This is a genomic window from Lentzea sp. NPDC036949, assembly GCF_055608075.1.
In genome coordinates this window covers 146,113-165,695 of record NZ_JBVJRA010000010.1, presented here as the reverse complement: position 1 = coordinate 165,695, position 19,583 = coordinate 146,113, and the positions used below count along the sequence as shown (strand labels likewise).

At 73.1% G+C, this 19,583-nt stretch carries 15 protein-coding genes; 10 read left to right on the top strand and 5 right to left on the bottom strand.

The annotated features are described in order from the left end of the window. Positions 1-39 precede the first annotated feature (39 nt). Together ACZ7CD_RS27140 and ACZ7CD_RS27135 are read right to left on the bottom strand one after the other, a co-directional pair. Positions 40-1,305, bottom strand: a complete 1,266-nt coding sequence (locus ACZ7CD_RS27140; RefSeq protein ID WP_470374876.1) for a glycosyltransferase 87 family protein — start codon at positions 1,303-1,305, stop codon at positions 40-42. A gap of 78 nt (positions 1,306-1,383) precedes the next feature. Next, complete coding sequence (locus ACZ7CD_RS27135; RefSeq protein ID WP_470374877.1) at positions 1,384-2,817, bottom strand: MFS transporter; 1,434 nt, start codon at positions 2,815-2,817, stop codon at positions 1,384-1,386. A gap of 52 nt (positions 2,818-2,869) precedes the next feature. On the opposite strand from ACZ7CD_RS27135, the gene ACZ7CD_RS27130 reads away from it, so the two are divergent. Next, positions 2,870-3,577 (top strand): TetR/AcrR family transcriptional regulator, encoded by a 708-nt coding sequence (locus ACZ7CD_RS27130; RefSeq protein WP_470374878.1) that lies wholly within the window; start codon positions 2,870-2,872, stop codon positions 3,575-3,577. A gap of 37 nt (positions 3,578-3,614) precedes the next feature. On the opposite strand, the gene ACZ7CD_RS27125 is transcribed toward ACZ7CD_RS27130, so the two are convergent. Continuing rightward, on the bottom strand, positions 3,615-4,649 hold the full coding sequence (locus ACZ7CD_RS27125) for an NAD(P)-dependent alcohol dehydrogenase (RefSeq protein WP_470374879.1): 1,035 nt from the start codon (positions 4,647-4,649) through the stop codon (positions 3,615-3,617). 93 nt (positions 4,650-4,742) lie between these two features. On the opposite strand from ACZ7CD_RS27125, the gene ACZ7CD_RS27120 reads away from it, so the two are divergent. The 5 genes from ACZ7CD_RS27120 (at position 4,743) to ACZ7CD_RS27100 (ending at position 12,431) form a co-directional block, all read left to right on the top strand. Further along, a complete protein-coding gene (locus tag ACZ7CD_RS27120; protein ID WP_470371141.1) occupies positions 4,743-5,327 on the top strand; it encodes a TetR/AcrR family transcriptional regulator in 585 nt (194 codons plus the stop codon). Positions 5,328-5,526: 199 nt separating this feature from the next. Further along, entirely contained in the window at positions 5,527-6,738 is a 1,212-nt protein-coding gene (locus tag ACZ7CD_RS27115) for a S8 family peptidase (protein WP_360392924.1), read from the top strand. A gap of 146 nt (positions 6,739-6,884) precedes the next feature. Then, positions 6,885-7,757, top strand: coding sequence for a helix-turn-helix domain-containing protein (locus ACZ7CD_RS27110; RefSeq protein ID WP_360392927.1), 873 nt, complete (start codon positions 6,885-6,887; stop codon positions 7,755-7,757). 156 nt (positions 7,758-7,913) lie between these two features. Further along, positions 7,914-9,476, top strand: coding sequence for a hypothetical protein (locus tag ACZ7CD_RS27105; protein WP_470379978.1), 1,563 nt, complete (start codon positions 7,914-7,916; stop codon positions 9,474-9,476). 141 nt (positions 9,477-9,617) lie between these two features. After that, complete coding sequence (locus ACZ7CD_RS27100) at positions 9,618-12,431, top strand: helix-turn-helix transcriptional regulator (RefSeq protein ID WP_470374881.1); 2,814 nt, start codon at positions 9,618-9,620, stop codon at positions 12,429-12,431. Positions 12,432-12,674: 243 nt separating this feature from the next. Here ACZ7CD_RS27100 and ACZ7CD_RS27095 read toward each other — a convergent pair whose 3' ends face one another. After that, positions 12,675-15,122 carry a penicillin-binding protein gene (locus ACZ7CD_RS27095; protein WP_470374882.1) on the bottom strand — a complete coding sequence of 816 codons (2,448 nt, stop codon included), beginning with the start codon at positions 15,120-15,122 and terminating at the stop codon, positions 12,675-12,677. 216 nt (positions 15,123-15,338) lie between these two features. Between ACZ7CD_RS27095 and ACZ7CD_RS27090 the strand changes: the two genes are divergently transcribed. Then, positions 15,339-16,145 carry a lysozyme gene (locus tag ACZ7CD_RS27090; protein WP_360392938.1) on the top strand — a complete coding sequence of 269 codons (807 nt, stop codon included), beginning with the start codon at positions 15,339-15,341 and terminating at the stop codon, positions 16,143-16,145. A 3-nt stretch (positions 16,146-16,148) separates the two neighbouring features. Beyond that, positions 16,149-16,586 (top strand): hypothetical protein, encoded by a 438-nt coding sequence (locus ACZ7CD_RS27085; protein WP_360392940.1) that lies wholly within the window; start codon positions 16,149-16,151, stop codon positions 16,584-16,586. 63 nt (positions 16,587-16,649) lie between these two features. Here ACZ7CD_RS27085 and ACZ7CD_RS27080 read toward each other — a convergent pair whose 3' ends face one another. Continuing rightward, complete coding sequence (locus tag ACZ7CD_RS27080; RefSeq protein ID WP_360392943.1) at positions 16,650-17,018, bottom strand: hypothetical protein; 369 nt, start codon at positions 17,016-17,018, stop codon at positions 16,650-16,652. 215 nt (positions 17,019-17,233) lie between these two features. Between ACZ7CD_RS27080 and ACZ7CD_RS27075 the strand changes: the two genes are divergently transcribed. Together ACZ7CD_RS27075 and ACZ7CD_RS27070 are read left to right on the top strand one after the other, a co-directional pair. Beyond that, positions 17,234-18,838 (top strand): hypothetical protein, encoded by a 1,605-nt coding sequence (locus tag ACZ7CD_RS27075; protein WP_470379977.1) that lies wholly within the window; start codon positions 17,234-17,236, stop codon positions 18,836-18,838. Then, on the top strand, positions 18,835-19,572 hold the full coding sequence (locus ACZ7CD_RS27070; RefSeq protein WP_470379976.1) for a hypothetical protein: 738 nt from the start codon (positions 18,835-18,837) through the stop codon (positions 19,570-19,572). Before ACZ7CD_RS27075 ends, ACZ7CD_RS27070 begins: the two co-directional genes overlap by 4 nt. The last annotated feature ends 11 nt before the right edge of the window (positions 19,573-19,583 follow it).

Here is a 19,583-nt window from a genome sequence, read left to right as displayed (position 1 = left end):
CGCCGTCACTGCTGTGTACTGATGAGTCCGGGGTGGACGTTATACCGCCTGCGCGGCAGGTGTGCTGCTCAGCGCCGGTGCGCGGGCCGCGGCCAGCACGACCGGCAGGAGCAGCAGACCGGTCAGCGGCCACAGCCCCGCCGCGAGCTGCTGCCACACCGTCAGCCCGCCGGACAGCGGCGGCACCTCCGGCACGTCGAGCAGCGCGAACCACCGCACGGCGAACACCACGAACACCACGGCGGTGAGCACCGCCAGGCCCGGCGACCGCCGCAGGTGCGCGTGGGCCGCCAGCCACACCAGCAGCGGCACCACCCAGACCCAGTGGTGCTCCCAGCTCACCGGTGACACGAGCAGGCTGGTGACCGCCGCGGCCGAGAACCCCAGGAAGTCCGACCCCCGGCGGTGCGCGGACCGGGCCACCGCCAGGCCGCAGACCGCCACCAGCGCCAGCACGGGCAACCACGACCGGTCGAACCCCACCGTGCCCAGCGCCCTGGCCAGCGCGCCCGGCAACGACTGGTTCGGCGTCACGTACACGTCGGCCACCCGCGACGACTCCAGCACCAGCCCACCCCAGTACCGGGCCGAGTCACCCGGTGCGACGAGGAAACCGGCCGCGACCGTGCCCAGGAACGCCAGCGCCGCAGTGCGGGCCGCCGCCCACTGCCGGGTCACCAGCAGGTAGCCGATGAACAGCAACGGCGTGATCTTCAGCCCGGCCGCGATGCCGATGCCGACACCCCGCCACCGCCCCGCGCCGGGGCGGAAGTCCAGCAGCACCAGCAGGAGCAGGAATGCGTTGATCTGCCCGGCGATCAGCTGCACGCGCACCGGCAGCAGCAACGACACCAGGACCAGACCGGCGACCACGAGCAGGCCGCGGTGCCGCCGGACCCCCGCGATCCGCACCGTCAGCCACACCACCGCGCCCAGCGCGGCCAGCGACGCGGTGTTCCACAGCAGGCCCGCCGCTCCGGCCGGCAGGAACGACAGCGGCGCGAAGATCGCGGCGGCGGCCAGCGGAGGGTAGGTGTAGGACATCGGCCCGTACAGCGGCGACAGCACCACCAGGTCGTAGAGCGACCGGCCGTCGCGCACCGCCTGCCCGCTGGCCAGGTACACCTTGAGGTCCACCGTCCAGCGCAGGCCCCAGTACGGGTCGCGGGTGTAGACGGCGTGGGCGACGAGCGCCAGTGCGACCGAGGTGGCCACGACCGCTGCCACGAGAGCCGCGGGGCGGGCGAAGCGCGCCCTGGGAGCGGTGGGGGAGGCGGTGGTGCTGGGCTTGGCAGGGCTGAGCATCGGCGTGCACCCTCTCGTCCGAGACCAGAGCGCTCTCATGCTCTCGGGGCCGGCTCGAGCGCCGCTCACGTCCGCCGTTCACACCCGCCGGGCGCGCACGAAGCCCCAGCCGACGAGGGCGGCCGACAGGGCGGTGAGCGCGAGACCGCCGATCGTGACGGCCCGCTCGAACTGCACGGTCTGCGCGGCACTCCACCCCGGCTGGGCGATGCCGCCCGCGAACAGCACCGCGAGCACCGTGCCGCTGACGGCGACCCCAGCGGCGGCGGTGACCTGCGAGGCGGTGTCGACGAGCGCCGCACCGATCGAGGTCCGGTTCTCCGGCAGGCCCTTCAGCACGTTCACGCCCGCGACCGCGCCGACCACGCGGATGCCGATGGCGACGAGCACGAGAGCGGCCGCGACCGGCGCGTAGCCGAGTCGCCCGAGCAGCGCGTACACCGCGAGGCCCGTCACGACGCAGCTCCCGCCGAGCCACGCCGCCCGGTCCAGGCCCACCGCGCGCACGAACCGGGTGACCAGCGGGCCACCGGCGATCAGCACGACGACCTGCGGCAGCATCCCGGCCGCCGCGAGCGCGGGAGACCAGCCCCAGTCGAGCTGCAGCTGCAACGTCACGAGGTAGGTGAGACCGGCCGCCGCCAGCCCGGTCGCCGCCTTGTGCGCGAGACCGCTGGCGACCAGCGGCCGTGCGACGAGCTTGAGGTCCAGCAACGGATGGCTGGCCGTGCGCGCGCGGACGACGTACAGAACCGCTGCCACGACCGTTGCGGCGGAGGCGGTCCACGGCAGCCACGACGAGGCGCCCCGTTCGACGAAGAACGTCGGCACGACCAGGGCGAGCACGATGGTCGCGGTGCCGAGCACGCCGCCGAGGAGGTCCGCCGGGTCGCGGTGCAGCTCGGCCGCGGTGTCGGCCTCGACGCCGCGGCCGATGCCGGCGAACGCCAGCACCGAGATCGGGACGTTGACCAGCAGCAGCGCCTGCCACGGCGCCACGGTCAGCAGGGCGCCGCCGAGCGGCGGGCCGATGGCCAGGCCGACGAGACCGACCGTGGAGATCAGCGTCATCGCGCGGACGCGCAGGTCGTCGGCGCGGAACAGCCGGAAGGCCAGCGCGATCGAACCGGGTGTGGTCATCGCGGCCGCGACGCCCATGACCGACCGCACCGCGACCAGCTCGCCCACGGACGTGACGAAGAGCGTCGCGAGGCTCGCGGCACCGAGCAGGACGAGCCCGGCGAGCATCACGCGGCGCCGCCCGACCCGGTCGGCCACGGCACCGAACACGAGCATCAGCCCGCCGAACACGACGGCGTAGGAGTTCGACACCCACTGCAGCGCGGTCGTCGAGGCGTGCAGGTCGCGGCCGATCGTGGGCAACGCGACGGTGAGGATCGAGCCGTCGAGCATCTCGAACAGGAAGACGGCGGACAGCCCGGCGAGGGCGATCCACGCCTCCCGCAGGGAACCGGGGGAGCGCAGGCGGGGCTGCGCGGTGGAGGTTGACACGAACATCGTTCTACTTACGAACGATGTTCGTGTCAACTGTAGGCTGAGTGCCATGAACCGGAAGAGCGCCTCGGCACGCGACGAGTGGGCGGCGCAGATCGCGGCACTGGACGAGCAGCCCGCGGCGCGCAAGGAACCGATCACGGTCGGCCGCATCGTCGACACGGCCCTGCGGATCGTGGAGACCGACGGCTACGCCTCGTTGACGATGCGCCGGGTCGCCGCCGCCCTCGACACCGGTCCGGCCTCGCTCTACGCGCACGTGCGCAACAAGGCCGAGCTCGACGACCTGCTCATCGGCGCGCTGGGCAAGCGGGTCGCGCTGCCCGCACCGGACGCCGAGCGGTGGCGGGCCCAGTTCGCCGACGTCTGCGGGCAGCTGCGCGACGAGTTCCTGCGCTACCCCGGCATCGCGCAGGCCGCGTTGTCGGCCGCGCCGAAGAACCTCGACACGCTCCGCATCACCGAGGGCATGCTCGGCATCCTGCTGGCCGGCGGCGTGGACCCGCAGGCGGCGGCGTGGACGATCGACGCGGCACTGCTGTACGTCAGCGCCTACACCGTCGAGGCGTCGCTGCGCCGGCACCCCGACGGCGGCCGGGACACGCGCGTCGTCGACCGCGCCGAGGCCCTGGCGCGGCTGCGGATGCTGCCGGTGAGCCGTTTCCCGCACACCGTCGAGCACGCCGACAAGATCGGCGCCGGCGAGGGCCACGACCGGTTCGACTTCGCCCTGGAGCTGCTGCTGCGCGGCCTCTGACCACCCGGCGGACGCGATCTCGCCGCGGTGCTCCGGTTCAGGACAGGTCGGACAGGTCCAGCACGAACCGGTACCGCACGTCCCCGCGCGCCAGCCGGTCCAGTGCCTCGTTCACCCGCGCCGACGGCAGGACCTCGACGTCGGCGGTGATGCCGTGGGTGGCGCAGAACTCCAGCATGGCGGTGGTGGCGGCCAGGCCTCCGCTGCCGGCGGAGCTGAGCTTCTTGCGGCCCACCAGCAGGTCCAGCGCCTCGACCGTGATCGGGCCGAGGTGCCCGACCTGGCTGAGCGTGCCGTCCAGGGCGACCAGGCCGAGGTACGGGCTCAGGTCGTGGGCGACCGGGATGGTGTCGAGGACGACGTCGAAGCGGTCGCGGGCCGCGGCCATCTGCCCGGGGTCGGTGGAGACGACCACGTCGTGCGCGCCGAGGCGGGTGGCGTCGGTCGCGCGGTCGGCCGAGCGGGTCACCACCGCGACCTCCGCGCCCAGGGCTGCCGCGAACTTCACGGCGAGGTGGCCGAGGCCGCCCAGGCCGCTCACCGCGACCCGCGTGCCGGGGCCGACTCCCAAGGCGCGCAACGATTCCCACACCGTGATCCCCGCGCACAGCAGCGGCGCGGCGGCGGCCGGGTCCAGGCCGGGCGGCAGAGGATGGGCGAAGCTCTCGCGCACGACGTACTCGCGGGAGAAACCGCCCAGCGTCGTCGAACCGTCGTGCCGGTCCGTGCCGCCGTAGGTCAGCGTGGGGAACTCGCGGCAGAAGTTCTCCTGTCCCGCCAGGCACATCGGGCACGTGCCGCACGAGTCGACGATGTTGCCGACCGCGACCGGGTCGCCGACGCGGAAGGCGGTCACGTCCTGGCCGGTCTCGGTGACCACGCCGGTGAACTCGTGGCCGGGCACCAGCACGGTCCCGCCGTCGTGGGCGCGCAGGGAGTGCAGGTCGGTGTGGCAGACACCGCAGTGGTCCACGCGCACCGCGATGTCGTCACGGCGCAGGTCGCGGCGGGGGATCGGGGCGGCGCGCACCGTGGTCGCGTCGTGGGCCCGCCAGCCGGTGGTGGTCCTCATGGGCTCTCCTCCAAACAGACTGTTCTGTCTATTTCACGCTAACCCCAGGCGCCCGGCAAAGCAAACCAACTGTTCTGTCTGTAGGCTGGCACCATGTCCGACCAGCGGTTGACCGCCCGCGGCGAGGCCACGCGGCAGCGCATCATCGACGTCGCCACCCGCGAGTTCGCCGAGTACGGCATCGCCGGTGCCCGCATCGAGCGGGTCGTGGCCGCGGCACGGACGAACAAGGCCCAGCTCTACGGCTACTTCGGCAGCAAGGACGGGCTGTTCGACGCGATCTTCTCCGGGTCGCTGGAGCGGATCATGGACGTCGTCCCCATCGACGCCACCGACCTCGCAGGCTGGGCCGTGCGCCTGTACGACGAGTACCTGGAGCGGCCCGACCTGATCCGGCTCGCCACCTGGGCCCGGCTGGAACGCCGCCCCACCGGCCACCTCGTCGCCGACGCCGACCGGGTGGACGCGGGCAAGCTGGAGGCCATCGCCCAGGCGCAGGCCGCCGGGCTCGTCCGCGCCGGCGAGCCGTTCGACGTGATGGCCGTGGTGATCGCCATGTCCATGGCGTGGTCGCCGGTCAGCAACGTGTACGCGGCCACCGCCGACGAAGCCGCCGAGGAGCACGAGCGGCGCCGGGCGTTCCTGCGCGACAGCGTGCGCCGCGCGGTAGCGCCCTAAGACCGTCCACGTACCGGATAACGGATAACGGTCGTTCGCCCGCCGTTAGCGGTAGGTGGTGCGGTACGTGGTCGTCCCGGCCGCAGCTTTGAGTGTTGTCGGCTGCACAACCGCACTTTTACGTTCGTGGAGCGGAGCAACCGCGGTCACCACCGCGGTCCCTGAACCCGCATCCCCTGCGAAGTAAAGGTGCACGTCGATGCGCAACAAAATCATGAGGGCGGTCGCCTGCGCGGCTGCCGCGGCCGGTGTGGTGGCGATGACCGCCGGCACCGCCGCGTCGCAACCCGAGGCCGGTCCCGCGATCCTGAACGCGGGTGCCTCGGACGCCGTGGCCGACCGCTACATCGTGGTGTTCAAGGGCGAGGACAACGTTGACGCCTCGGCCGCGGCGATGGTCCAGCGGTACGGCGGCACGGTGCGCAAGACCTACGACCGGGTGGTCGACGGCTACTCCGCCACCATGTCGGCGACCCAGGCCGCGAAGCTCGCCAAGGACCCGAAGGTCGCCTACGTCCAGCAGGTCAACCGGATGTCCACGATGGACACCCAGACGCCGACGCCGAACTGGGGCGTGGACCGGATCGACCAGCGCGACTACCCGCTCGACAGGAGCTACAGCTACCCGTCGAGCGCGGGCCAGGGCGTGCGGATCTACATCCTCGACAGCGGCATCAACGCGAGCCACAGCGAGTTCACCGGCCGGATCGCGGCGGGCTACGACTACGTCGACGACGACCGCACGCCCCAGGACTGCAACGGCCACGGCACCCACGTCGCCGGCACCGCGGCGGGCACGAAGTACGGCGTGGCCAAGAAGGCGACGATCGTGCCGATGCGCGTGCTCAACTGCAAGGGCGACGCCTACGACGACGACATCCTCGCGGCCGCCGACTGGGTCGCCAAGAACGCCGTGAAGCCCGCGGTGGTCAACTACAGCATCGGCTGCCGCCAGCGGTGCAACACCCCCGCCATCGACAACGCCGTCAAGGCCGTCGTGGCCAGCGGCGTGCAGTGGGTGCAGGCGGCGGGCAACTCCACCGACGACTCCTGCTACTACAGCCCGCAGAAGGTCGCGGCTGCCGTCACCGTCGGCAACGCGACCTGGGAGGACGAGCGCCGCTTCGACAGCAACTACGGCTCGTGCCTGGACATCTGGGCGCCGGGCACGGACATCGTGTCGGCCTCCTACTCCAGCACCACCGGCACGGCGACGATGTCGGGCACGTCGATGGCCTCGCCGCACGTGGCGGGTGCGGCGGCGCTGTACCTGGCGCGCAACACCTCCGCCACGCCGGCGCAGGTGCGTGACGCGCTCGTGCGCAACGCGACCACCAACCGCCTGACGGGCATCGGGTCCAGCTCGCCCAACGCCCTGCTGTACACCGCGTTCCTCAACGGCGCGGCGTAACACCCCCTGAACGCACGGCGCCCGGCGAGACCAGGACTCGCCGGGCGCTGTGCCACCACACGACCGTCCACATCGCGAACCCCGCACTTGAACTCCCGCACGAAGCCGCCGACCATACCGGGACGACGAGTTCCAGGAGGCCGGTGATGTCCCAGGAGGTCGGCCGGGAACGGCTCGCGTCGTTCGCCGAGGCGCTGGACGCCGCGATCACCGCCAGCGGGCTGACGCTCGACCGCGTCCGCCACCGGCTGGCCGAGCAGGGCACCGAGATCGGCATCGCCACCCTGAGCTACTGGCGCCGCGGCCACCGCCGCCCCGAGGGGCCGGAGTCGTTGCGCGCGGTGCAGCTGCTGGAACGGGTGCTGGGCCTGCCACCGGCCTCGCTGGTCGTGCTGCTGGGCGCGCCACGCCCGCGCGGGCGCTGGGTCACCCGGCCGGACAGCCCGCACGTCGCACCGCTCGTCGCCGAGCTCGACGACCCGGACGAGGGCCGGTGCGGGCTCGTGTCGGCGCACGACGTCTTCACCGTGCGCGCCGACCGCACCGAACGCGGTGTGCGGTCCAGGGTGGTCCTGCGCGGGCTGAGCGGACTCGTCCACCGGTACCTGGTGCGCTACGAGGCAGACGAACCGGGCACCACGCCCGCGTTGACGGCCGTCGACTTCTGCCGCGTCGGCCGCACGGTGGTCGACGCCGCCTCCGGGCTGATCGTGGCCGAGCTGCTGCTGGACCGGCCGCTCAAACCCGGCGAGCACACCGTCGTCGAGTACGGGCTGTGCGCGCCGCCCGGTCCGCCGGTCGAGTTCTACTCCCGGCGCTTGCGCAGTCCCGTAGGCGAGTACGCGCAGCTGGTCCGGTTCGAAGGCGACCCACCGGCCGGCGGGCACACGTTCCGCAAGGACGGACCGGCCGCACCCGAGCACACCACCGAGCCGCTGCACGTCGGCGCGTCCGGCACCAGCGCGCTGGTCGTCCACGACGTGCGGCCGTGCGTGGTCGGCACCCGCTGGCACTGGTGACCGGTTTTTCACAGCATTGAGGCCGCGTCCCGGCCGTGGCGGCACCTTTTTCACACAATTGGCGAGGGCGTCCCGACGTCATTGCCGCGGCGGGCCCCGCGACCCATCCTTTCGGTCGTCACAACGGTGTGACCAGGCCCGGAAGGCTCCCCTGCAATGGTTCCCCACCTCATCACCGCCCTGGCGGTCGCGTCGGCGGCCGCGCTGGCCGTCCCCCTGCCCGCGACCGCCGCCGCCGCCGAGTGCCCGCCGGCACCCGAGTCCTGTGTGGACACGGAGCTCGCGCTGGACCGGCTGCCCGCCGTCGGCGAGTCCGCGACCGCGACCCTGCACCTGCGCCCGAAGGCCCGCGTCGACCGGGCCCAGCTCGTCGTGCGGCTGCCGGCCGGGTTGCGGCTGACCGACCGCGGCGGGCTCTCCGCACCGCGCACGGCCGGGTTCGGCACGGTCGCCGAGCAGTCGATCGGCCTGAGCGCCGAGCGGACCGTGCGCTTCGGCGTCACGGCCGTGCAGGCGGGTCCCGCCCAGGTCGAGGCGACCGTGCGCACCGACGCCCGGCTGCGCCCCGCCCGTTCCGCCGCGACGCTCACCGTGGCCGGACAGCCCGGTGCGTCCAGGGCCGGTGCGGACGGCGCCGACATGGCCACCGTGTCGCGGACCGCGGTCCAGGACGCGCAGGCCGCGGCGAACCAGGTCTGCGCGAAGGGCAGCTACAGCCACGCCACCCCGGACAACACGTGGAAGCCCGTCCGCAACGCCGGTGTGCGCGTCGAGGGACGCACCACGGCCGGCAGCCAGGTCACGACCTACGGCACCGGCTTGACCAGCGCCCAGGACGGCTCGTACCGCGTGTGCTTCCCCGCCACGACCACCCTGTCCCAGGTGTGGGTGCGCTTCACCGCCGACTCCGGCCTGTGGCAGGTGCGGCCGTTCACCACCAGCACGCCCTACACCAGCTACACCGCGGCCAAGACCTCGGTCGCCACCGGCACCGAGGTCGACTTCGGCGCGACCGCCCCCGCCGACTTCCAGATGCGCGGCTGGCGGGCGTTCGACATCATCACCCGCCTGTGGGGCGTGCACGGCCAGAGCCGGTGCTGGACCGGTGCCGAGACCGGGACCTGCCGCAAGCTCTCCCTCTGGTGGCACCCGGACAGCACGGTCGGCGCCCACTGGGACAACTCCGTCGCCCTCCCTGACCGCCACGTCGAGCTGGCCGCCGCCGACCCCGACTCCGAGCACCTCGTCATCCACGAGGCCGGGCACGGGCTGATGGACGTGCTCCACCAGGGGTGGTGGCCGCGGGACGACTGCCCCAGCCCGCACTACCCGAACCGGGTCAGCGGCACGAACTGCGGGTGGACCGAGGGCTTCGCCAACGCACTGGCCGGCTACGTCATGGGCGACGGCAAGTACGTCTACGTCAACGGCGTCGAGGTCGACCTGATGAACACCCGCTGGTTCGACCCGTCCCAGCCGACCTCGGCCACCAACCTGCAGAACGGCGACCAGGTGGAGGCCAGGGTGGCGGGCGCGCTGATCCGGCTGTGGCGCGAGGTCGACAACGGGCCGGTGCGCACGTTCGACAGCCTCGCCGGCAACCGCACCAGCAACCTCCGCGAGTGGTTCCTCTCCCGCAGGCCCGCCGCCGGGCTGGACGTGTCCGCGTCGACCCGCAACCTCGTCTACCGGCACACGATCGACTACCGCAGCGCGTAGGCGGTGAGCGCGGGACGTCGCCGGTGGGCTCACGGCGGCGTCCCGCGCTGCCGGGTTTCCGGCGGATTCCGCTCCCGCGCATCCCGTTCCGGCCCTGGGCGCCTCTACACCGGTGAACGCACGTTCGTCCGGAGGGACCACATGCCAGGAGCCCAGTCGTCGTCCACCCCCGCGGCCCTGGTGGGCCGTGCCGCCGAGCTGGGCCTGCTGCGGGCCGCCGTCGTGGGGCGCAGACCGGCGCTGGTGCAGGTGGAGGGCGAGGCGGGGGTCGGCAAGAGCCGGCTGGTGCGGGAGCTGGTCGCGGCCGTCGCGCCGGTGCTGCCGACCGTGCTGACCGGGCGGTGCCAGCGCACGCCGGAACCGTTCGTGCTGGGGCCGGTGCTGGAGGCGTTGCGCGGGCTGCGCGGGGTGCTGGCCGGTGGCGGGCTGTCGCCGGTCACCGCCGCGCTGCGGGCCGTCGTGCCGGAGCTCGCGGACGTGCTGCCGGCGCCGGTCACCGCCGCCGACCCGCGGTTCGACCGGCACCTGCTGTTCCGGGCGGTCCGCGAGGTGCTCGCGGTCGCGGGACCGGCGGTGCTCGTCGTCGAGGACCTGCACTGGGCCGACGAGGCGACGCTGGCGTTCCTGCGGTTCCTGCTGTCCGACCCGCCCGCGCGGCTGGCGGTCGTGATCACGTTCCGGCGCGAGGACGTGACCGGCGGGATGCCGCTGGGGACCGCGTTCCGGCCGGCCGCCGGGGTGACGACGGAGATCGTCGAGCTGGCGCCGCTGGACGTCGCGCAGGTCGGTGAGCTGGCCGCGGCGGTCCTGGGGGTGCCCGCGGTGGGCGAGGCGGTCGCCGCCGAGCTGCACGGACGCACGGCGGGGCTGCCGTTCGTCGTCGAGGAGGCCATCCGCGGTCACGGTGCGGGCCACGGCGGGGTGCCGGTGCTGGTGCGGGAGTCCGTGGCGGAACGGGTCGCGGCGCTCACGCCCGACGCGCGCCGGCTGGTCCGCGCGGCCTCGGTGTTCACCGAGCCGGTCACCGCGGAGCAGCTCGGCGAGGTGGCGGACCTGGCAGGGCAGCGGCTGCGCGCGGCGGTGGACGAGGCGCTGGCCCGCCCGGTGCTGCACCAGACGGGGGAGAACACCTACTGGTTCCGGCACGCGCTGGCCCGGCAGGCCGTGTACTGCGCCGTCGGCGTCATGCACCGCACCGAGCTGCACGCGCGGGCGGTCCGGTCGCTGGCCGCGGCCGACCCGCCGCCGCTGGTGCAGCTGGCCGAGCACAGCCGCCTCGCCCACCGGCGCGACGAGTGGCTCACCTACGGCGAACGGGCCGCCGACCAGGCACTGGCCTCCGCCGACGCCACGACCGCCACCGCGTTGCTGCGGCTGCTGCTCGCCGAGGCGTCGCTGTCCGGTGCCGACGTCGACCGGTTGGGTGCCAAGCTGGGGGAGGCGTCGCTGCTGGGCCTGGACGTCGCCGCCTCGGTGGCGGTGCTCAAACCGCTGCTGGCCGACGAACGGCTCTCGCCCGCCGCGCGCGGTGAGGTGCGGATGCACCTGGGGCTGCTGCTGGCCCGCCAGTCCGACACCCTCGCCGAGGGCCGCGCGCAGCTGGAGCTCGCCGTCGACGACCTGGCAGGGCGCCCGGAGCTGGCCGCGAAGTGCGTGAGCGCGCTGGCCCAGCCGTTCAACGGCGACGCGCCGCTGCCGTCGCTGACCAGGTGGCTGCGCGAGGCCGACGCCATCGCCGGTCGCTGCGAGGACGGTGAGCTGCGCATCTCGCTCGTTGCCAACGTTGTCGGCTCGCTCGTGGCGGTCGGCGACCGGGCGGTGCTCGACCGGCTCGACAGCCTGCCGCGGGCGGGCCGCACCCTCGGCGAACAGCGCCAGGTCGCGCGGGCGCACTGCAACCTCGCCGACTCGCTCACCATCGTCGGCCGCTTCGACCAGGCGGGCGCCCACCTGCGGTTCGGCATGCGGGCCGCGCGCGACAGCGGCGCGCGGTACGTGCTGAGCACCGCGCACAGCACCGAGGTGCGGCTCGCCTGGTTCACCGGCGAGTGGGACGGGCTGGCCGAACGGGCGGCGGCGCTGCTGGCCGAGCACCGCGGGCTGGTGGCGGTGGCGGGCGAGCTGCACCTGGTGCTGGGCCTGCTCGCACTGGCCCGCGGCCAGTGGGCCGCCGCCGCGGCGCACCTGGAGCAGACCGGGGTGCGCACCCCGCGCGACGCCGTCACCCCGGTCGCGCTCGCCGGCAGCGCCGGTCTGGTCCGGCTCGCGCTGCGCGACGACGTGGCACGGGCCGGCCACGAAGCCGACGCGGGGCTCGCACTCGCGCGGCGCAAGCAGGTGTGGGCGTGGGCGGGGGAGCTGGCCGAGGCGGCGGTCGACGCCTACCTGGCCGCTGACCGCGTCCACGACGCCAGGGACGTCGTGCGCGACCTGGAGGAGGGCATCGCACAGGCGGCCGCACCGCTGGCCGCCGCCGCGCTGCACTCCTGCCGGGGCGCCCTCGCCGCGCACACCGGCGGTGACGGGACACCGTGCTTCACCGCCGCCGCCCGCGCCTACGAGGACTGCCGGGCCCCCTACCTCGCGGCACTGGCGTGGGAACGGGCCGGCTCGCACCTGCTGCGCCGCGGTGGCAGCGCCGCGATCACCGCCTACACCCGCTGCGCCGACCGGTTCGAGGCGCTCGACGCCTCCCACGACGCGGCCCGCTGCCGCCACCTGCTGCGCGGCCTGGGCGCGGTCACCCCGTCCCGGCGCGGCAGCCGCGGCTACGGCGACGACCTCTCGCCGCGGGAACGGGAGGTGGCGCGGCTGCTGGTCGCCGGGCTCACGAACAACGAGATCGCCGAGGTGCTGTTCCTGTCACCGCGGACCGTCGAGCAGCACACGTCGAGCGTGCTGCGGAAGCTCGGGCTGGGCTCGCGGCGGGACATCCGGTCCGCGCACCTGGCCTGATCACGCTCACCGGACCGCCGCGCTCGGCCTCGACGGGGTGCCGGCGTTGGCCGGAGGCCGTTCTGCGATGCGGTGCCCGCCGGACCCGGCGCGACCGCGGCCCGTGCGCGTCCGGTCAGTGCCGCTCGGACGGTGTGGACGTGGACGGGCCGCCGCGCTCGGCTGCGGCCCGGACGACCACACCCTCGGCCTCGACGGCGAGCACGGCCCGCACCCGAGCTGAGACCACCGGCGAGAACCGCGTCAGCCGGTGGGCGCGGAGGACGGTGGCTCCTCCGCCGGCGAGGACACCGGTGCCACCGGCTCCGGCCGCGGCGCGGTCGTCTCCGGAGTCGTCGGCGCCGCCGGGGCCGGCCGGGGAGCGCCGTTGCTGACCGACAGCGTCACCGCCGTGCCGCGGATCGCGATCCCCTGCGGCGACTGGGAGATCACCGAGCCGGACGGCTTCGTCGAGCTGACCGACACCGTCGACACCTGGTACCCGGCCTCGCGCAGCATCGCCGTCGCCTTCTCCAGGTCCGCGCCCACCACGTCCGGGATCTTCTGCTGCTGGTCGCCGTGCCGGTAGCGGTCCTCCACCTCCGGCAGCGGCTTCTCCGGCAGGTCCGCGTGCACCGTCATCATCGTCTGGTACCAGGTGGCCGCGGGAGCCGTGCCGCCGTAGATGTTGCCCTCCGGGCACAGCCGCGGCGGGCCCGAGCTGATGCAGATGCCCTGCGGCGAGGTGCTGTCGTTGAACACCTGCACGGCACCCGCGTAGTCGGGGGTCGCGCCGATGTACGCGGCGGACTTGTACTCCTCGGTCGTGCCGGTCTTGCCCATCATCGGGCGCGTCCAGCCCGCCTGGCGCGCGGCGTACGCCGTGGTGCCCATGCCCTTGTTGTCCTCGCTCAGGCCGACGGCCAGCGCGTTGGCGAGCGGTTCGGCCACGGCCTGCTCGCACGGCGGCTTGACCAGCTCCACGGGCTTGCCGTCGCGGTCGTAGACCTTGCGCACCGGCGTGGGCTTGCACCACTTGCCGCCGCTCATGATCGTCGCGGCGACGTTCGCGAGCTCCAGGGTGCTCGACGGGGCCGGGCCGAGGGTGAACGACGCGTTGGCGTTGGCCTTGTAGTACTCGGCCTGGGAGACGCGCAGCTCCTTGACGGCCTTGGGGTCCGGTGCCACACCGGCGATGTTCGTGGCCATCGTCTTGCGCATCCCCAGCCGGGAGGCCATGTCCACCACCGCGTCCAGGCCCGTCTTCTCCTCCAGGATCACGAACGCCGTGTTCGGCGAGGTCGCGAGGGCCTGGCGCAACGGCATCTGCGGCGGGTAGCGGTCGTTGTGGTTCGACAGGCAGTACCAGTAGGTGTTCGGCTCCCCGGTCGACGGGCAGGACGCCGCGCCGCCCTTGAACACCCGCGAGGTGTAGGAGTTGGGGGAGGGGATGACCGTGTCGATGCCGATGCCCTTCTCCAGCGCGGCAGCCGCGGTGAACACCTTGTACACCGAGCCCGTGCCGAACTTGTTCTCCACACCGCTGGGCAGGTCGAACTGGGTCTGGAACTTCTCCTTGTCGAGGCCGTAGTCGCGGTTGGCCACCAGCGCCACGACCTCGTGGGAGTCCTTGCCGGGCTTGACGATCGCCATGGTGTTGGCCACGCCCGGCGTGTTCTTGGGCGCCTGCGCCTCGACCGCCTGCTTGGCCTGCTCGGTGATCTTCGGGTCCAGCGTGGTCTCGATGCGGTACCCGCCGATCTTGAGCTCCTCCAGGTTGAACCCGGCCTCGGTCAGGTACTCGATGAGGAACGAGCAGAAGAAGCCGTGCGACGGCCCGGCGCCGACGCACCCGGTCTGCAGCGGACGGACGGGTTCCTGCAGCCCGAGGGGCGCGGCCTTGTGCCGTTCGGCCTCCTCCTTGGGCAGCTTGTTCTCCGCCACCATCGCGTCGATGACGATGTTCCTGCGCTGCAACGCCTTGTCCGGCCGCGCCTCCGGGTCGAGCGCGGTCGGGCTGTTGACCATGCCGGCGAGCGTGGCCGACTGCGTGACCGTCAGCTTGTCCGGCGTCGTGTCGAAGTACGCCTGCGCGGCGGCACCGATGCCGAAGATCGTCGAACCGAACGGCACCAGGTCGAGGTAGCGGGAGAGGATCTCGTCCTTGCTCAGCGCCACCTCCAGCCCCACCGCGATCCGCGCCTCCCGCAGCTTGCGGGACAGGCTCTGCTCCTGCGCGTCCTGCTGCGCGCCCTTGTCGGTGCGGGCCAGCACGTGCACGAGGTAGTTCTTCACGTACTGCTGGGTCAGCGTCGACGCGCCCTGCTCCACCTCACCGCTGGCGTTGTTGCGCGCGGCGGCCCGTAGCGTCGCGAGCCAGTCGACGCCGTTGTGCTCGTAGAACCTGCGGTCCTCGATCGCGAACAACGCGTCCTTCATGTGCGACGAGATCTTGTCCGGTGGCGTGCGCACCCGGTACTGGTCGTACAGGTACGCGATCGGCGTGCCGTCCTTGTCCACCACCGTCGTCATCAACGGCGGCTGGGTGTTCAGCATCTGGGCCAGTGTGGACTTCACCTGGTCGCTGATCCGGTTCGACACCGTGCCGATCGTCCCGGCGGCCGGGAAGAGGAGCCCCGCCACCAGAAGGCCGGCCACCAGGCACAGCCCGGCGAGCTTTCCGACGCACGAAGCGATCCTCCTGCGGTCCACTGTCGACTCCCCTCGATGGTTCGGCCTCCGACGGTTACCCGCCGTCCCCGTGATCAGGCGCCCGCTTCGAATGAACCCGGTCCGCGAAACCGGTCACCGAGAGTGCTTTCCGGGCCGTCCGTCCACCCGCTCGTGTCAACCCGTGGGTGTCCGGTTTTTCCGTTACCGGCACGGGTAGCTGGCCATCAGACGATTCACACACGGGGAGGAAGTCCAATGCCGTCGCAACCAAGTGCTGGCCACCTCGTACTTCGCGCCGCCGCGGTCGCGCTGGTCGTGGGCGCGCTGTGCACCGCGCCCGCACAGGCGTCAGAAGGCGCCGAGGACCACTTCGCGGGCTCGCAGATCGCCAAGCACGAGGGCACCGGCGAGATGCTCATGACACCACCGGACCTCGGCGTGGGCCGGGTGGACGGGATCGACGTCAGCAGCCACCAGGGTGCCGTCGACTGGGGACACTGGTGGAACAACGGCAAGCGGTTCGCCTACATCAAGGCCACCGAGGGGACGAACTACAAGAACCCCAACTTCACCCAGCAGTACAACGGTTCCTACAACGTCGGCATGACCAGGGGCGCCTACCACTTCGCGTTGCCCGACCGCTCCGACGGCGCCACGCAGGCGCGGTACTTCGTCGCGAACGGCGGCGGCTGGTCGCGTGACGGCCGCACGCTCCCGGGAACGCTCGACATCGAGTACAACCCCTACGGCGGCGACACCTGCTACGGCCTGAGCCCCGCCGCGATGGTGGGCTGGATCAAGAGCTTCAGCGACACCTACCAGGCGCTCACCAAGCGCTGGCCGGTGATCTACACCTCGACGCTGTGGTGGGACAGGTGCACCGGCCGCACCGGTGACTTCAGCTCCACGAACCCGTTGTGGGTGGCCAGGTACGCGCCCTCGGTGGGCCCGATGCCGTTCCAGTGGCCGTTCCACACGATCTGGCAGTTCACGTCCTCACCGATCGACCAGAACGTCTTCAACGGCGGCGCCGACCGGCTAGCCGCACTGGCCACAGGATGAGCCATGAGCCTCTCGGCAAGCAGGTCGAACCTCATCTTGCTCGTGTTCCTCGCCGTGGTCTTCGCGGTGTCGTCGACACTCGTGGTGATCTCGGTGGTGCACATCGAGCGAACCGGCCTCGTGGTCGAGGGGATCGAGGACGGGTCGGTCGTGCCCGTCTCGGCGATGCGCAACGTCAGCGTCTCCGCGAGCGACCCCAGCGTGCTGAACGAGGTGGAGGTCCTCGTCGACGACACCGTGGTCGCGACCCGTCGGGTCGGCGAACGGCTGGTGCTGAACGAGGTCAAGCTCGCGGAGGGCGACCACGTGCTGGTCGTCCGCGCCCCCAGCCCGACGTCGCTGTCGCTGACCGCGGAGGTCGCGTTCGAGTTCACCGTGGACAACACCTCGGAACCGTGGCGGGCCGGGCTCCAGGTGAGCACGCCCGCCGGCGGCTCCTGACAGGTGCCGGGTCTGTGCCGAGGTCCCGTTCGACGGGCGTCCCGCCCGTGCTCCCGGGCCGCCTCAGGCGTCGGCGGTCTCCGCGCACGCCACCACGGCGCGCGCGAGGTCGGCCGCGCGGTGCATCGCCTCCGCGTAGAGCGCCATCAGGCCCAGCGACTCGACGTGCCCGGCCAGCTCGCCGGTGTCGGCCACGTCGAGCCGGGTCTGCGCGGTGGCGCGCACGATCGAGGCCGTGGCGGCACCCATCCGCTGCGACAGCGCGGCGATGGCGCGCATGACGTCCTCGGCGTCGGCAGGGCTGATCGGCACCTCGGTGTCGTCGCCGACCAGGAGCCGTCCGAGGTCGGCGTCCCACGTGGCCGCCGCCGTGCACAGGGCGGTCGTGAACGGCCGCCAGTCGGCGTTGTCGAGTGCTCCGTGTTCGCTCACCGCATCCACCTCCAACCGGATTTGAACCGGGATACCCGAAGGTCACCGCCCTGCGCCCCCGTGACGGATGAACCGTCCACCAGAATTGATGACACTCCGTGAGGAATTCACTAGAGCGAGTGCATACCTGGTCCGGAACGACTGAATGGCCAGGTCGCGGGTACCTGCCGACCACGACACGACCACAGCCCACGTTCAGGGAAAGGACAGGGGCAATGGCTATCGACGAACTCCTGAACGAGGGCCACGACGGCTTCCGCACCCGCTGGCCCGGCTACGACCGCGCGCAGGTCGACGAGGCGTTCGCCCGCCTCGAGGAACAGCTGGAGGTCGCCTGCGCCGACCGCGACGCCGCCCTCGCCACCGCGGAGGACCTCGCCCGGCACCTCGAGGAAGCCCGCTCGGAGCTCACCGAGTACCGCATGATCCACGCGGGGCACAGCAAGGAGAACGCCGTCTCCGGCTGCATCCGCTACCTGCTGCACGTCGCCCGCCGCAAGGCGGAGGAGATCGAGACCGACGCCCGCGCCCGCGCCGAGAACGCCGTGCAGCGCGCCGAGGAGGCCGCCGGCCGGCACGCCCGGCTCCTCGACGAGACCGAGCAGGAGACCCAGCGCCGCCTCGCGGAGGCGAGCCAGCGCGCCCGGCAGATCGTGGGAGAGGCGCTGGAGCAGTCCCGCTCCCTGCTCGCCGATCTCGGGGAACGGCAACGGTTGCTGGACCAGTGGTACACCGAGCTGGCGACCGTGCAGGGCCTGCCACTGCCCCGGCAGGCGGAACCGGAACGGAAGCCGGGGGAGCAGGCACGTGCCGCGTGGGAGGAGCCCGAGCCGGAGGAGTCCGAGGCGGACGAGTCGCGCCGGGACGAGCTCGGGCGGGGTGGGGCCGACCGGGGTGAGTCCGGGATGGACGGTTCCCGCCGGGACGAGCTCTCGCGGAGCAGGCCCGGCCGGGGTGGGTCCGGAGTGGACGAGTTCCGGCGAGGTGAGTCCGGGGTGGGTGAGTCCGGTGTGGACGAACCCGGGTCGGGGAAGACCGGACGGGCGGAGCCGGGGCGGGTGAGGCCGGGTTCGACCGAGCTCGCACCGGCTGCGCTTGTGCGGACCGAGGCCGAGGACGCGAAGCCCGCGGTGGTGCGGCGCAGGCTGCGCAGGTCGGCGCTGGCCGAGCCCGCGTGGGCGGAGGTCGCGGTTCCCGAGCCCGCACAGGCCGAGTCGACGCTGACGATGGCCGCGTTGACCGAGCCCGCGGCTCCCGAGTCCGCGCCGCTCGAGTCGACGCTGACCATGGCCGCGGCGACCGAGTCCGCGTCGATCGAGCCCGCATCGGCTGGGACCGCGCTGGCCGCGGCTGCGCCGTCCGCGCCGCTCGACTCCGCTCCGGCCATGGCCGCGCTGACCGAGACCACCCCGGGCCTGCCCCTGCTGGACGAGCCCGCACCCGCGCCGGCCGAGTCGACGCTGGCCGACCCGGCCCTGGTCGAGAAGCTGTTCACCCACCCCGCACCGACCGACATCGCCCAGCCCGACACCGCTCAGTCCGACGCCGCACCGGCCGAGTCGACGCTGGCCGACCCGGCCCTGGTCGAGAAGCTGTTCACCCACCCCGCCCAGCCCGACACCGCTCAGTCCGATGTCGCTCAGTCCGACGCCGCACCGGCCGACTCCACGGCCACCGAACCCGGCGCAGAACCCGGCACCGAGCCTGGCGCCGAACTCGACGCCGACCCCGCGTCCGGCCCCGCCGCCGTCACCGCGCCGCCCGAGGCGCCCGCCGAGACCACCCGCACCACCACCGACCCGCTGAGCGTGACCCGATGACCGCCATCGCCGACCGCCCCACCACCGACGACCTCACCACCGACAACCTCACCGCCGACCCTGCTGACGTCACCGCCACCTGCGTCGTCGTCGACCTCCAGGACTGCGGCGGCACGGGCGTCCGCTGGGCGGCCACGTGCGCCGAGGCGCTGGGCGTCGGCCTGGTGGTGCGGGCCGGGAACGCCCCGCACCGCGTGGCACAGCTCCTGGAGGGCCACCCGGACCTGACCGTCCACGTCGAACACCCCGACCAGCCGCCCGCGCGCTGGGAAGGCGGCCTGGTGGTCATCTCCCGCGCGACCGCCCAGGCCGCGCCGCCGCTCGCCGGACGGGACTGCCGCGACGTCGTGGTGGTGTGCGGGGAACCCGCCGCGCTCGCCGGGCGCTACGGTGTCGTGACCGCGGTCATCGACCCCGTGGGTGGTGAAGGTGTGCTGCGGCGGGCGGTCGTGCACTGCCGGGCGCGCCGGGCCACCCGGTTGCGGGTGCTGACGCGGCCGTACGCCGGTGTCGTCGACTCGCTCGACGCCGCCGACGTCGTCCACTCCGCGTGCCCGGACGTCATCGTCGAGCTGGTGCACGAGACCAGGTCCGTCGACGACGAGACCCGGCTCTACCCGAGCGACCTGCTCGTGGTGTCCGGGCGGGAACGCGGGCCGGCGGAGGGTCTGCAACCGGCCGCGCTCGCGGCACTGCACCGCGCGCCCTGCCCGGTGCTGTTCAGCTGCTCATGACGGGGGAACAC

Coding starts and splice junctions, on each gene's coding strand:
- ACZ7CD_RS27125 (WP_470374879.1), bottom strand. CDS start 4,649: ATGAGGACCACCACCGGCTGGCGGGCCCACGACGCGACCACGGTGCGC.
- ACZ7CD_RS27100 (WP_470374881.1), top strand. CDS start 9,618: ATGCCAGGAGCCCAGTCGTCGTCCACCCCCGCGGCCCTGGTGGGCCGT.
- ACZ7CD_RS27110 (WP_360392927.1), top strand. CDS start 6,885: ATGTCCCAGGAGGTCGGCCGGGAACGGCTCGCGTCGTTCGCCGAGGCG.
- ACZ7CD_RS27115 (WP_360392924.1), top strand. CDS start 5,527: ATGCGCAACAAAATCATGAGGGCGGTCGCCTGCGCGGCTGCCGCGGCC.
- ACZ7CD_RS27105 (WP_470379978.1), top strand. CDS start 7,914: ATGGTTCCCCACCTCATCACCGCCCTGGCGGTCGCGTCGGCGGCCGCG.
- ACZ7CD_RS27130 (WP_470374878.1), top strand. CDS start 2,870: ATGAACCGGAAGAGCGCCTCGGCACGCGACGAGTGGGCGGCGCAGATC.
- ACZ7CD_RS27075 (WP_470379977.1), top strand. CDS start 17,234: ATGGCTATCGACGAACTCCTGAACGAGGGCCACGACGGCTTCCGCACC.
- ACZ7CD_RS27090 (WP_360392938.1), top strand. CDS start 15,339: ATGCCGTCGCAACCAAGTGCTGGCCACCTCGTACTTCGCGCCGCCGCG.
- ACZ7CD_RS27070 (WP_470379976.1), top strand. CDS start 18,835: ATGACCGCCATCGCCGACCGCCCCACCACCGACGACCTCACCACCGAC.
- ACZ7CD_RS27085 (WP_360392940.1), top strand. CDS start 16,149: ATGAGCCTCTCGGCAAGCAGGTCGAACCTCATCTTGCTCGTGTTCCTC.
- ACZ7CD_RS27120 (WP_470371141.1), top strand. CDS start 4,743: ATGTCCGACCAGCGGTTGACCGCCCGCGGCGAGGCCACGCGGCAGCGC.
- ACZ7CD_RS27140 (WP_470374876.1), bottom strand. CDS start 1,305: ATGCTCAGCCCTGCCAAGCCCAGCACCACCGCCTCCCCCACCGCTCCC.